The organism is Neobacillus niacini NBRC 15566 (assembly GCF_001591505.1).
Lineage (GTDB): Bacteria > Bacillota > Bacilli > Bacillales > Cytobacillaceae > Neobacillus > Neobacillus niacini.
Map to the genome: position 1 here is coordinate 173179 of NZ_BCVA01000007.1, position 13719 is coordinate 186897.

A 13719-nucleotide genomic window follows, 5' to 3' on the forward strand; every position below is an offset into this window, starting at 1 on the left:
AAATGTTCAACCAGAAATATCTGGTTGAACTTATACTCATATCGTTGATTAAGAACCCCCATCTAAGAAAAATCGTATTTATTATTGAAGAGACGTCTTATAACAGACATTGAAAATCTGACCAATAAAAAGGAAAAAGAAAGCGAATAAAAAGTGGTTTTCCAATTCCACCCCTTTTTATATTTAACAAGCTGTGTGTTTTTTTCTAGCCATAGCTCAGTCATAGTCATCGGTACACTGAAATACAGAACTTTTAATAGGCACTGAAGGATGCGAGAATCCTTAGTCAGTTGATTATAAAAGACACAAGAAATTGGGAATAGTACGTAATCAAACACCACACTTGTTTTAAGTTGTTTTGGAAATCGGGTGGGATATTTAACATAACCTTTGTTTACAACCAGTTTATCGACCAATGAGGCATAATAACTTTTTATAAAGAAAACAAGAAGCCAGTCCTTTGCAAGTGGTTTTTTAATTAAGTAAATAAAGGAACTAATTCCAAAGAAATATACCAATTTTATAAGGTTTTTTCAAATTTTCGACCCATGATTAGCGTCTCAATAAGATAGGTTATCTCTGAGGCAGGTGGTTTTACCTAGAACATTCGAAAATTAGATATGTAACAATGAATAAACAAGGTTCTATTTTGATATAAAATTGTTTCCTTATTGTGAACATTTTCACTACAAACAAACGGGTGCTTGTGCGGCCGAGCATAGGTTGTGTCATATAGCGGGTGGGATTCAAGCCGAGTAAGAACTAGCCATACGCTCGTAGCGAGTCTTGGAGGGCTAAAGGTAACTTTAGCCTTTAAGCGTAGACAGTTAGGTAGCGTCGAAAGCCAAATGGTTGAAGGGACTAAGCTCCATAATGTTAGTAAATCGAGAGGGCTGATGCCTTACGCACAGCAGAAAGCTACAGTTTATTCTTCGTTAAGGGCTAGAGGGATAAAACCTCTCTGGAGTCAGAGACCTTGGCACGTGATACATTGATATGATACTGCAACTCGGGAGACCCTATCAGTCTTCTCTTTTTTTTTAGGAGAGTATTCTCCCGTTATGTTAGAAAGTTCCTTTACTAAAAGGGAGAGGGAAGAACTTCTGTTATAGATTTTTATCAAGAAAGAGAAATTGAACTAAATATATCCCTTTAACCTGATTTCCACTTCTAGAGGATAGTTATAGAAATCATTGGAGATATTGAATGAAGAGGTACATCCAAGTTAAGGGGGGATGATAGTGGAAAAAAGGGACTTTATTAGTATAGTAAAACAAGATTTAAACGATACAGCAGATATGAAAGTCCATAAACTTCCTCATTTTAATAAGGAGATCATGTTAGCTTATTTGAAAAGTGTTTGCGAAGAAGAACGAATCATTAAAGAGATAATAAACCATTTGGTGAAGTGTGATAGTGAAAGAGAATTTAAAGACTATCTCTTGTCATTGCCACACTGTCATCAAATAAATCAAGTAGGAGAATTTGCTGCATTATTGCTCGATGGCAATGTAATCATATATACGGACCCTGACATATTTGTCCTGCCTGTTAATAAAAAATTGAACGTTCAATTAAATACTGCAACAGTTGAAATGTCTGTACAGGGGCCACAGAATGCCTTTACTGAAGATTTAGATACGAATTTGCTTATTCTTAGAAAACGTTATCCAACTTCAAACCTAACCTTTGAAATGAGTAAAATTGGGACTATCTCTAAAACTAAATTAGCGATTATTTACGATGCCCAATTTGTAGATACAGAAGTACTAGAAGAAATTAGAAAAAAATTAACTAGTATAAATGTTGATATCATTCAAGCTGTTGGTCAGTTGCAAATTTATTTAAATAGAAAGAAAAAGACTCTATTTCCAACAATGATGATATCGGAAAGACCCGATCGCTGCGTCTTGAACCTTGCGCAGGGAAAGATAGTGTTGATTTTGGACGGAACTCCTTTCACATTGAGTGCTCCTGCTTTGTTTTTTGATTTTATCTCTGCAATGGATGATATGTATCATTCATATTGGGTAACCAGGATACTCGTATTCCTTCGTTATACTGGATTATTTATTACGGTTACTTTGCCTGGTTTCTATATTGCCGTTACTTCGTATAACCCTGAAATATTGAGGTCGCAATTGGCTTTAACAATAGCTGGAAGTAGAACAGCAGTACCCTATCCGTCTTTTATAGAAGTCATATTAATGCTTATAGCAGTAGAAATGTTAATTGAGGCAAGCATAAGGCTTCCAAAGGCGATTGGACCTACCGCCACAACTGTAGGAGGGTTAATTCTGGGCCAGGCGGTTCAGCAAGCACAACTTGTAAGCAGCATCATGATTATCATCACAGCTTTTGTAGCCATTTCCAATTTTGTCATTCCTATTAATGCTATGAGTTTTGCTATGAGGATGGTCCGATATCCGCTGATAATTGGTGCAACTTTTTTTGGTTTAATTGGGCTCATAATTACTTTGATGGTTTTCCTATGTTATTTAGTTAACTTAAGAAGTTTTGGAAAACCCTACCTTGCCTTATATTGGGGCACAGCCCCTAGAATTGAACATTTGCAAGAACAACGAAAGGAGGAACGCACTTAACTTTGGTTCGTCATTTTTATTATATAATTCTCATGAATATGTTTTTGAATATCATCATTAACGTGCCTGTTATTTTAATTAGCAATCGATTTAATGGTGCGATCTCCTCAGTTTTAATCAGTATTCCAATTGGTTCTGTTCTAGCTTATCTTTTCCAGAAAGGGATGGGAAAGTTTAACAAGAAGGGCCTTCCAGAAATACTAATCGGATATTTTCCAATAATAATAAGCTATCCAATATTATGGTTTTTGGGTACTATGTGGATCATTGCAGGTTCATTTAGTGTCATTACCTATAGTTATATTATAAAACTTTGGTTGAATCCGGAAATGGATTTACAATTTATACTAGGAATTATACTGGCTTTCATCATGTATGGGGCTACACTTAAGACTAAATCGGTTTTATATATTTGTGAAATCGTCGTCGTCATGATTCTCCCATTTGTTGTGTTATACTGTTTAAGGTGTACACTAGTGACTATTTTCGCCCTATTTATATTCTTAATATGCTTAACTACTCGTTAAAGTTACCTAACTATAGCTCGATTTCTGCAGCAACGTATTTGTTTATTGGATACATAAACCTGGTGATATTTAATCGAGTAATTGATACCACAAAGACTCTACGTTACTTTTGGGTTATTCCTACATTAGGAACAATCATTTTATTGAATTCCTTTTTTATTCCAATCGGTTTTTTTGGGTTAGAAACAGTAGGTAATTTCGTTTTCCCTTGGATATCAACTACAGATTTTTTATATATGAAGTATGGGTTTTTAGAAAGGGTCATCTTTTTATTGCTAATAGTATATCTTGCATTAACGCTCCTTTTTGCCATAGTCACTTCGCATATAGGATTACAATTGTTTAAGGGGACATTTCCCCGGTCACGAGAAGGCAGTAATAATAGAGGAACCATGGTAAAAACATGGATAGTGCTGTTCTGTTTTAGTTTGATGGCTATGGCTTTCCAACATTTTAATAATCAAAGTGAGATCTTTGCATATGTAAGAATTTGGTTGAATATTCGTCTAGTTGTGGAAATAGGTCTGGTTTTATTAATTTTTTTCTTACCTTCTGGGAGGAAAAGGATATGAGAAAAGCGGTCCCGTATTTAATAGTGATTTTCTTGTTAAATGGATGTGGATTCAGAGATATTGATAAACGTTTTTTTGTTGTCGCCATAGGAGTGGATGTTTCCGAAAAAACAAACAAAGCATATAAGGTGACTCTTGAACTTGCAATCCCCTCGCCAACCATAAAACCAGGTGAAGCAAAGCACCAATTGATTTCGATAGATGCTGACTCTGTCTCAGAGGCGGTTAGAGTTTTACAGTCAAAGGTCGATAAAGAATTGAATTTTGGTCAATGTAGAATTATACTTCTAGGAAATTCTTTGGTAATTGAAAATCATAAAGAGATTATTGAGTGGCTACAAAGGAGAAGAGAAATATCGGGCTCTTCATACATGGCTATTGGTAAACCGACAGCAGAATCAGTGCTTTCAACACATGCTAAATCAGAAAGGTTGCCGGCTAATGCGCTCGTTTTAAGTTTCGAGGAGATAGCCACCACCTCTCCTTATGTTTTGCAAGAAGTTCTTCTTGATTTTTATGTGAGATACTGGGAAAAGGGGATTGACCCTTACCTTCCGATAATCGAACCCGATCAAGAAAAATTTAAAATTAATAAGGTGGGTTTATATCAAGATAAGAAGATGAAAGTAACGCTTAACCCAAACCAAACCCAAATTCTCAGTGAATTACAAAACCAAACGAGGACCGTAATTGATGTTAAGGATAGTGGTAAGGATTTTTATGTAACTACAGATAAGGTGAAAACAAATATCAATATGAAATTTAATAAATATAATCGTCCAAGTTTAGACGTAAATCTTAAGTTAGAAGGAATTATAGAAGAATCCCATGAATATTTAAGGAATCAAAACTTAAAAAAACTAGAGAATTTAGCTGAGGAAACTCTAGAAAAGAGAGTGAAAAAATTACTTATATTCCTTCAAGAGGAACAAGTGGATCCCTTAGGATTTGCCTTGGAGTATTCTTCACTAACTCATAATCCACTTAATATCCAGGAATGGAAATCTGTTTATGAAGATTTAGATATAAACGTTAGGGCTCAAATCAGGTTAAAAGGTACAGGAACTATGTATTAATGTAGTTTATCAGAAACAAATGAGTGGAATTAATATTCCAAAACTTTCAAATTAGTCACTAAATCCTTTAATCATAAGTAACTTGCTTGCGAAAGGAATTTTAGCTAGTTCAACCTCAACTGCCAATTCCACTCCTTCTAGTTGTTGAAACGCAAGGTCATACTCTTCGAGTAGCACGTGCTGACCGTATCCTATCTGTCCTTCATGATGGTTGGGATGAATTGATTTATTCAGCTATGAAATAGGAAATACAGTCTCTACGATTTGGTTTGGAATGGATGAAACCAAAAGTGAACAAGAAATAAGGAAATATATAAAAGAAAATATTGATAAATATGATTTGGCTTATTACAACATTGAAATTTTTAAAAAAGATATCCAAGAATTAGAGAAAGAAAATAATAAACATTTATTAAGTCGATATTTAAAGCCAGTTTTATTTCAATTTATGGGTGCGATGATCCAAGAAGGATTAGGCACCTTTTTTGTTGAACTCCTTATTGAACAAACGATGCAGGTTACTTCAATAAGTACAATATTTTGAAATTTAACAATTTCTAATTTCGTCCACACTATGTGTTAAAATAATAGTCATATTATTAAAAAGGATGTTGGATGATGTCAAGAGGAGAACATTTACTTCAAGAACAATATGGAAAAACCAAGAGAGCATCCTCTTTTTATGAAAATCAAATGCTTAACTACCTAAACAATAAGATGACAGATTTTATATCAAAACAAGGTATGATGTTCGTAGCAACGGCTGATTCTAATGGACATTGTGACGCCTCTTTTAGAGCTGGCTCAACAGGTTTTGTACGTGTTATTGATGATAAAACAATCATTTATCCCGAATATAAAGGGAATGGAGTTATGGCAAGTTTAGGAAACATCATAGAAAACCCACATATAGGACTAATGTTTATAGATTTTTTTGAGAATAACATAGGGTTACATGTTAATGGTAAGGCTGCCATTATAGAAAATAGCCATTTATGCTCATTTAATATTCCTGAAGAGATAATAGATGATATTGAAGAAAAAGAAGGAAACAAACCCGAACGTTGGGTGATGGTAAAAGTTGATGAAGCGTATATTCACTGTTCAAAACATATCCCAAAACTACAACAAATGAACAAAGAAATATATTGGGGAACTGATGATGAAAAACAAAAGGGTGGGGATTTCTTCAAGACAAAACAAAGTATGAAACTGTAAAGATTGTGAAGAAATGTACTTAAACTATAGGGTGCTTATGCTAAAGGATGATCGCAGCTGCGGTCTTTTTTTTCTTATTGAGCTCCCTCAGTTAGATACGATTATCTCTCGAATACTCACTTATTCGCAGGATTTCAAATCACTTGAAAGAATAGTAGGGGATAGATTGAATGAGTTCTGACCATTTTGGCTACATGAAGGTGTACTTAAATAAAGGAGGTAGTAGAAACTCCAAAAATTCCCATATAATGTACGCATTCTCCACGCCCCCCTTGGAGGTTTTCACTCCCATGTCTCAACGGGTCAAATGCCCTCTCATTCCTTCGTCACACCTATCCAAGTGGTAGAGGCCGGTCTTTCTAATGGAACGGGTCAGGTCAGAGCCCTTTTGCACAATAAATCCGGTACTTCGTACTTTCTTTGAAATCCTACGAATAAGCCAATATTCGAAAGAAATTATCCTTAAAGTTCAATTATTCTGGTGTGATACTAAAGATGATTCAAGTTTAAGTTTATGCAGCTATAGTTGTTAATGGCTGTACTTTGAAAGGACGATAAGATTCATTTTTTCTGGCCATCCCAACCAATACTCTTGCGAGTTTATGAATTAATTTCATAACATTGTTGAAGTGCAGCTCTTTAAAATCAGGATTGTTCATGACAAGACTCATAGTGGCTAAGTATAAGAAGCGCCGTAAACGTGATCTCCCGCGTTTGGAGAGGACAATTTGACCTTTCCATTTACCTGAACTAGCCTCTGCAAGATGTAAACCAGCATGGCGCAATCGAGAATTACCATACGCAAAACCACTGAGATCTCCAGCTTCTCCAAGTATTCCTGTAAGGGCAATTTCACTAATTCCTTTGATGGCAAGTAACTTTTTTGCAAAAGTAACTTGTTTAAGGAGATTAGTAACTTCCTGTTCAACCCGTTCAAGTTGTGTAGTTGCTAGATCAAACTCTTCAATTAATTGTTCGAGGTGTAGTTTATAAGCATCGTGTGCTTGTCGAGATCCGGCTGAATGAGTAGCTAATTATATTAATACACGTGCTTTTAATATCCCAGGTTGTCTCTTCATTTGGGTTTTCCAGCCTTCAACGATATCTGGTGCTTTCATTGAACGTAGTTCTCGTGGTGAAGGGAATAAGCGAAGAGTAGCCATGGCCCATTTGCCTTTAACATCTTTGAATACCTTTCGAAGTTCTGGGAAAACAATATCGACCCAACGGGTAATTTTATTGACAGCACTGACTAGTCGTTTAACGGTCATGTCACGGTTAGACATTAAAACTCTTAGTTTTTCAAAGGCCTCTGAAGTAGGGCGAATAAAGGAATAGTAGCCATTCTTGACCATATCTGCGATAACAAGTGCATCTTTTTTATCACTTTTCGATCGGCTATTATCACGGTTTTCCTTATTCTTTTTTACGAGGTGGGGGTTAACAGTTACTGCTTCAATATCTTGATCATATAGCCATTTTGATAGGTTAATCCAGTAATGTCCTGTAGGTTCCATGCCATAATAGTAGAAGCAAATCCTTTTAAGGTTTTTAACTCGTTAATCCATTGTAGTAACCTAGCAAAACCTTCTTCATTATTTTCAAATGTAAGAGGATCACCGACTATAATTCCACGGTAATTTACAGCTCTAGCTACGTGTAGTTCTTGGGCGATATCTACTCCAACTACGAGGTGTTTATCCGAAATTCTCTCAATTAGTTGATTTTGTTTGTCTTGCATCTTAAACTTCATATTAGGGTTCCTCCTTAAGGTTTGAGTTAGAGTGGTGTCTATACTCATATCTTACTGAGGGACCTAATTTTTTTCAAAGTTGAAAATTAGCTACCTACAGGAATTCTAACGGGGCAGCATTCCTGTAATGAATGAAAATGAGGTTTGAACAAAAATATAACCTCTTGGTAGAATGAGAGAGTCCTAAGCCGGCAAGCAAAAAGGATAAACTCAATAAAACCAGGAGGATATGAAATGAATTATAACCAAAATGAAAAGATTGCTCAAATTACTTCTCAGACTCTAATTATAGGTGTTGATGTTGCGAAATTCAAACATGTGGCACAGGCACAGGACTACAGAGGAATAGAATTTTGATCACCTTGTTATTTTGAGAATACTAAGCAAGGATTTCAAGTATTTCTCGAGTGGACCTTTCAATTAAAGGAAGATCAGGACATGGAAAAAGTGATAGTAGGTATGGAACCTAATGGCCACTATTGGCTAAATCTAGCTCATATACTAAATGAAAATAATATAAAATTTGACGCAATAAACCCGTTACATGTAAAGAAAAGTAAGGAACTTGATGACACTCACCGACTAAGAACGATGTGAAAGATGCTAAAGTCATCGCATAGCTGGTCAAGGATGGGAGATACGCTGAACCAATGATTCCACAAGGTGTTTATGCAGAACTCCGCGTGGCGAAAAAAATACGTGATCTCTTAACTGACGACCTTCAAACGGTACAAGGTCAGATTCACAACTGGTTAGATCTCTATTTTCCTTAGTTTTTAACAGTCTTTAAAAGTTGGGAAGGGAAAGCAGCCTTGCAATTTTTAAGGCTAGGAGCCTTACCATATGAACTAAATCATTTCACGAATCAGTACTTATTGGATCATTAAAGCAGTTAGTCGGAGTGTAGGACTAAACAAAATACTAGAGTTAAAACAAGCAGCTAGAAAGTCTATCGGACTGTGCCAAGGTTCTAATATGGCAATATTAGAACTAGCGACTCTGCTTGATAAATATCTTGATACAAGAGAAGTTCGTAGAACTAGATAATAAGATTGATAACCTAATTGAACATATCCCTGGCGTTCAACAAATGCTAGCTATTAAGGGAGTATGGAGAGATACGGTTGCAGGCTTCTTTGCGGAAGTTGGAAATCTTCAAGACTATAATCACCCTAGACAAATCATAAAGCTAGCTGGATTGAGCTTGAAGAGAACACCTCTGGCAAGCATAAGTAAAGCAACTAAACCTCGGGCAATGACCCTGTGGGGCAGCATGACTGACATCCACCTCCTGGAAAGGTTGGACGAAGGAATTTGAGAGCGAAGACTCTGTGAGACATGGGAGGGTTGACCTCCATGAGATATGTGGACATCCACCAGTGCGATCATATTTTTACTCATTCACCATTTTTTAAATGCGTGGCAAATGAGCAACAGTCTTTTTTCTTCGAAAGCCCAAATTTATCCTGACGAGATAAATCCAACCATTGTAACGAGCATTTACTCTAAAAAAGCATTCTATAAAATACTGAGAAAACTGGAGAAAACATGAGTTTTAACTTTGTTTATTGAGGGAGTTTAGTTTAAGTACATCCCTTCACAATGTTATTGAAAAAGCCTGTAATTTCTTTTATGTATTCATAATAAATCGTAAACAAATTTTAGTATTAAAACTAAATTTGAACATTCATTCAATTAGGAAAATGCTTTTCTTGATGAAACCTATAATTAAAAAAGAAAAACAAGGATACCGTTTATATATTTGGTATCCTTATTGAACTTCGCTCATAAGAGGGATCTTTCAAAAATAATCTCAAAAAATGAAGATGAACCGTTTCCAGATGTAACAGGGGCAAATAATTGGACGAATCTCCAACCATCCTTCGCATGGTTGGCAATTGTTTCATGATAATTTTCCTTCGGTGCATTGTTCCATCTACTAAGTTTAATTTGAACAAATTTATATTCGTACATAATTCATACCTCCACATAAAGAATAATAGTTATTAAAATGATATTAAATTTAGGTAATAGTCCGGAAAATTAACATATGAGTTGGAAATTGATTTGTTTGAAATGATACACCTTTTAATCATTGCTTTTTATCAACAATTCAACGAGAGTCCAATGTATTCCGCACAAACACTTTATGGTTTAGCCCGTTTCTATTCTTTATACTTAAAAAGCGTATTGAATAACAAAATTGCTAAAAAACAGAAGGGCAATCAAATAAAGTGCAGGGTGTACTTCCCTCCCTTTCCCAATTAAAAGCTTCAACAATGGATATAGAACAAAGCCGATTGCCATACCATCTGCAATGCTATAGGTTAAAGGAATTAATACAATAATTAGAAGTGCTGGTAAGCTCTCTGTTAGATCATCTATTGAAATATGAACAATGTTTTGCAACATAAGAACCCCTATTAATATCAGAATAGGCGAAACCGCACTTGCTGGAACGATTTTAATAACTGGTATGAACAATAACGAAACAAGAAACAATAGACCTGTCACGATGCTGGTTAACCCTGTTCTTCCGCCGGCTGTTATTCCAGCTGCAGATTCCACAGATGCTACAGTGGGACTCGTACCAAATATTCCTGATGATAATACCGAAATGGCTGTAGCCTGTAGTGATTTCTTATTACTCTCATCACGATTTAACAACTTGCTATGCCCATGAATCAAACCAATATTTTCAAAGACAATCACCATTGCGAATGAGATAGAAGTCAGCCAGAAGACCAAGTTCCCTGCTTGTGCCCACGATAATTGTCCGAAAACGCCAATGTATTCTTGAAAAGATGGAATGGTAAGAGAAATGCCTTCGAAGGTAGCTCCTCCAAACCAAATCGATAGCAACGATGTAATTAAAATACTTAGAAGAAGGTTTCCCGGTATATTTTTAACAAATAATATAACCGTAATAATCAAACCAATAAATGTAGTGATAGCTTGGGGACTGCTTAAATCTCCGATTGCAAGCAGGGTGTGCTCAGAACCCGTAATAATACCAGCATTGTCAAACCCAATTAATATCAATAAGATTCCGATCCCAATGGTTATGGCTTCCTTTAAGGAATTAGGAATCGAGGACGTAATCACTTTTGCAAGGGGCGTAAAGGCAATTACAGTGAAAATCAGCCCTGTAACGAAAACCATCGCCAACGCCTCTTGCCAAGTAAATCCCCCAGATTGAACGATTGTATAAGTGAACATCGCATTGAGCCCCATACCTGGAATGAGGAGTATAGGGGTATTACTCCAAAAGCCAATAATTATACATCCAAAAAAACTAGTTAATATGGTTGCAATGATTCCTGCCTCCAAGGGAATACCAGCTGCAGCCAAAATCGTAGCATTGACAATAATAATGTAAACCACGGTTATATAAGAAATAAAACCTGCAGAAAATTCTTTTGTAAGTGTCGTACCATGTTGCGTTAATTTAAATAAACGTTCCATGTCATTCTCCTTTCTAGTTCGTTCGTTATCGTATCATGGACAAGATGTATATTAGAAATATATAATTTATATAAAAACCATATATTTTTTAAATAGAAGGAGAAATTCATGGATATTAAAAAATTGCGGTATTTCATCGCAATAGCTGAAGAAAAGAATATTACTGCAGCTGCGAATAGGCTTCATTTGTCTCAGCCACCTCTCAGCATACAATTAAAACAATTGGAGGATGAATTAGGTGTTAAATTAATCGAGAGAAATGGGAAGAGGATGGAGTTAACCGATAAGGGAAAACTACTATATCAACGTGCTTTGCATCTCGTCAATAGTTTTGAAGAAATGAAAAATGAAATACAGGATACGGAGGAGGGAAAAAAGGGCGCTCTCAATATGGGAATAAACACCTTATCCGTTTCAGGATTTTCAGAAATGCTCCAATCCTTCCACAAAAACTATCCCCATGTATCGTTAAAAATTGTCCAAAATGATTCATTTTATTTAGCAGAAATGGTTAAAACTAGAGCGATTGAAATGGCATTTGTACGTCTTCCGCTTGAACATCGAGGTTTGGTTTACCATCATCTTATTAATGAGCCTTTTATTTTCGTCAGTAATACGGAAGTCCACAATATATCCTTAGATGAGGTTGCACAAATGCCTCTTATTTTTCCTAGTACAGAGGGGCTGGGTATATATAATACGATTCTTGAAGCATTTACTAGGCAAAAGCTTCAACTAAAAAGTATTGCGGAATGCTCTGATATGCATGTATTAATGGAATTGGTGAAGGGGGGAACAGGGGTAACGATTGTGCCAAAATCTGTTTTTGATGTCTACGGGGCAAAAAGTCTTTACCCGGCACCAATAAGCAATGCCAATATGACATCTTCTTTAGGAGTCATTTTGCTTGAACATCATTATGTCTCAACACCAGCCAAAAATTTTATGGATCTAGTAAAGGGATTTTATAGACATTCACAACTTTAACATTGTCTTTAATTGAAATAGCCTATTATCGAGAGCATAGTAGAACAGCGGGGTTGTTGTGGCAACTCTTTTTTTATTGAACTAAACCAGCTAATAGTTTGTCAATATTTTTCGATAAAAATTTATATCTCATGCTACACTAAAAATGTGCATGCCAAAAAACCTTCCGTTAGACTAATTTTGGAAGGTTTTATTTATTTAGGTAGATATAGGTTTTAAGCTATATCTTGGAAAGTCGTTTTATTCTTTAGTAGGCAAATATCCAATGTAAGAGCTTATTTACACAAGCAATGACCGCTACCTTAAAAGGTTTTCCTTTTTCACGTTTCTTATCATAGAACTCTCGTAATTTCTTATTACGAGGAATGATCTCATCGCTTGTTTTGCTCTTGCGACAGTCACGTATAACACAACGGACAGACATATATAGGGCCTGATGAAGTCTGCTGGACCCTCTTTTTGTGATTCGATTCTTGGTGGCTGTAAACTTACCAGATTCAAATACACTAGGGTCAACTCCAGCGAAAGCTACCAGCTTTTTAGGATCAGTAAATAAATCTATCTCCCCAATTTCTGAAATAATCGTTGCAGCGATCTTTTCTCCGATACCAGGGATAGATTTGATAATATTATATTCTTCAACTTCTTTTGCAAGGGCATTTATCTCTGACTCTAACTTGGATAGGTGCTCTTTATATTGAAGAATGATATTAATATACATACCAAGACTCAAAATATGACTCTGATACAAAGTCTTTTCAAACGGATTTCGGTTTGCGGCAGCTTTGAGTTGAATAGCTTTTTCATTGGCCCATCTGTATGAACGATTTTTACATAATTGAGCCATTTTGTCAGCTATGGTTTCTACACCTGCCTCTAATATATCTTCAGATGAGGGAAACTCTGAAAGAGTTAAGAGTGATACTACTGAATACAAGTCCCCAAAAACTCCTCTATATTCAGGAAAGACTTGGTCCAGAATCGCTTGAAATGGTAGCTTTGTTTGAATCAATACACCAGTTATATTTTCGTGCTGTCTTGTAAGATTCCGAAGGTTTAATAGCTGTACACCACGCTTCTTATACGGCTCTAAATCCTCCTTATAAAACAGCTCACAGAGATGGTAGGCATCTATCGCATCTGTCTTTACTTTCCGAAGACTTGAACTTTTAGCCTTATAAGAGATCAATGGATTAATAATAATCATTAAATATCCACGGTCCTCTAAGTATTGAACAACAGAGGAATGATAATGTCCTGTTGCCTCTAAAACAACAGGTGGTTTCTTACCTGTTTCTCTCTTAACTTCCTAAAGAAAACCTACAAGTAAACTTAAACCTTCTAGAGTATGAGAAAATTTAAAAATCTTACGATATGGTTTGCCTTTATCTAAAAATCCTTGAACTTGACTTTCCCCTTTTGAAATATCCAGCCCAATGACTGGATTCATTTCTAAATCCTCCTCCTAAACTAGTAATTTGCCAGTACCCCTAATTCCTCCATGCAGTGTCACAGCTT

The 13719-nt window shown here is 35.8% G+C and carries 11 protein-coding genes and 3 pseudogenes; 7 read left to right on the forward strand and 7 right to left on the reverse strand.

All coding sequences use genetic code 11. From position 1 onward, the window contains the following. Window positions 1-62 precede the first annotated feature (62 nt). Window positions 63-518: a CBO0543 family protein gene (locus BANA01_RS30765; protein ID WP_369689642.1), complete on the reverse strand. Its 456-nt coding sequence runs from the start codon at window positions 516-518 to the stop codon at window positions 63-65. Window positions 519-1241: 723 nt separating this feature from the next. On the opposite strand from BANA01_RS30765, the gene BANA01_RS09050 reads away from it, so the two are divergent. Beyond that, complete coding sequence (locus BANA01_RS09050) at window positions 1242-2603, forward strand: spore germination protein (protein WP_063252761.1); 1362 nt, start codon at window positions 1242-1244, stop codon at window positions 2601-2603. A gap of 32 nt (window positions 2604-2635) precedes the next feature. Then, window positions 2636-3130 carry a hypothetical protein gene (locus tag BANA01_RS29855; RefSeq protein ID WP_169803670.1) on the forward strand — a complete coding sequence of 165 codons (495 nt, stop codon included), beginning with the start codon at window positions 2636-2638 and terminating at the stop codon, window positions 3128-3130. Window positions 3131-3233: 103 nt separating this feature from the next. Here BANA01_RS29855 and BANA01_RS30170 read toward each other — a convergent pair whose 3' ends face one another. Continuing rightward, on the reverse strand, window positions 3234-3449 hold the full coding sequence (locus BANA01_RS30170) for a hypothetical protein (RefSeq protein WP_218008387.1): 216 nt from the start codon (window positions 3447-3449) through the stop codon (window positions 3234-3236). 249 nt (window positions 3450-3698) lie between these two features. Here BANA01_RS30170 and BANA01_RS09065 point away from each other — a divergent pair, with 249 nt between their 5' ends. Next, window positions 3699-4778: a Ger(x)C family spore germination protein gene (locus BANA01_RS09065; RefSeq protein ID WP_063252766.1), complete on the forward strand. Its 1080-nt coding sequence runs from the start codon at window positions 3699-3701 to the stop codon at window positions 4776-4778. Between the two features lie 51 nt (window positions 4779-4829). On the opposite strand, the gene BANA01_RS30540 is transcribed toward BANA01_RS09065, so the two are convergent. Continuing rightward, on the reverse strand, window positions 4830-4955 hold the full coding sequence (locus BANA01_RS30540; protein WP_268875062.1) for a hypothetical protein: 126 nt from the start codon (window positions 4953-4955) through the stop codon (window positions 4830-4832). A gap of 43 nt (window positions 4956-4998) precedes the next feature. Between BANA01_RS30540 and BANA01_RS09070 the strand changes: the two genes are divergently transcribed. Next, window positions 4999-5322: a YolC/YozM family protein gene (locus tag BANA01_RS09070; RefSeq protein ID WP_477497684.1), complete on the forward strand. Its 324-nt coding sequence runs from the start codon at window positions 4999-5001 to the stop codon at window positions 5320-5322. 74 nt (window positions 5323-5396) lie between these two features. After that, complete coding sequence (locus BANA01_RS09075) at window positions 5397-5996, forward strand: pyridoxamine 5'-phosphate oxidase family protein (RefSeq protein ID WP_052106453.1); 600 nt, start codon at window positions 5397-5399, stop codon at window positions 5994-5996. 512 nt (window positions 5997-6508) lie between these two features. Here BANA01_RS09075 and BANA01_RS09080 read toward each other — a convergent pair. Next, window positions 6509-7749 (reverse strand): annotated as a pseudogene (locus BANA01_RS09080) (IS110 family RNA-guided transposase). A gap of 234 nt (window positions 7750-7983) precedes the next feature. Between BANA01_RS09080 and BANA01_RS09085 the strand changes: the two are divergent. Further along, window positions 7984-8982, forward strand: a pseudogene (locus BANA01_RS09085) (IS110 family RNA-guided transposase); the annotation flags it as partial. A gap of 552 nt (window positions 8983-9534) precedes the next feature. Here BANA01_RS09085 and BANA01_RS09090 read toward each other — a convergent pair. Further along, window positions 9535-9723, reverse strand: a complete 189-nt coding sequence (locus BANA01_RS09090) for a DUF4177 domain-containing protein (protein ID WP_063252770.1) — start codon at window positions 9721-9723, stop codon at window positions 9535-9537. 204 nt (window positions 9724-9927) lie between these two features. After that, window positions 9928-11214: an NCS2 family permease gene (locus BANA01_RS09095; RefSeq protein ID WP_063252772.1), complete on the reverse strand. Its 1287-nt coding sequence runs from the start codon at window positions 11212-11214 to the stop codon at window positions 9928-9930. A gap of 108 nt (window positions 11215-11322) precedes the next feature. On the opposite strand from BANA01_RS09095, the gene BANA01_RS09100 reads away from it, so the two are divergent. After that, complete coding sequence (locus tag BANA01_RS09100) at window positions 11323-12201, forward strand: LysR family transcriptional regulator (RefSeq protein ID WP_034677444.1); 879 nt, start codon at window positions 11323-11325, stop codon at window positions 12199-12201. A gap of 215 nt (window positions 12202-12416) precedes the next feature. On the opposite strand, the pseudogene BANA01_RS09105 reads toward BANA01_RS09100, so the two are convergent. Next, window positions 12417-13651 (reverse strand): annotated as a pseudogene (locus tag BANA01_RS09105) (IS110 family RNA-guided transposase). Window positions 13652-13719: the final 68 nt, after the last annotated feature.

Coding starts and splice junctions, on each gene's coding strand:
- BANA01_RS09095 (WP_063252772.1), bottom strand. CDS start 11,214: ATGGAACGTTTATTTAAATTAACGCAACATGGTACGACACTTACAAAA.
- BANA01_RS09090 (WP_063252770.1), bottom strand. CDS start 9,723: ATGTACGAATATAAATTTGTTCAAATTAAACTTAGTAGATGGAACAAT.
- BANA01_RS29855 (WP_169803670.1), top strand. CDS start 2,636: ATGAATATGTTTTTGAATATCATCATTAACGTGCCTGTTATTTTAATT.
- BANA01_RS09100 (WP_034677444.1), top strand. CDS start 11,323: ATGGATATTAAAAAATTGCGGTATTTCATCGCAATAGCTGAAGAAAAG.
- BANA01_RS09065 (WP_063252766.1), top strand. CDS start 3,699: ATGAGAAAAGCGGTCCCGTATTTAATAGTGATTTTCTTGTTAAATGGA.
- BANA01_RS09075 (WP_052106453.1), top strand. CDS start 5,397: ATGTCAAGAGGAGAACATTTACTTCAAGAACAATATGGAAAAACCAAG.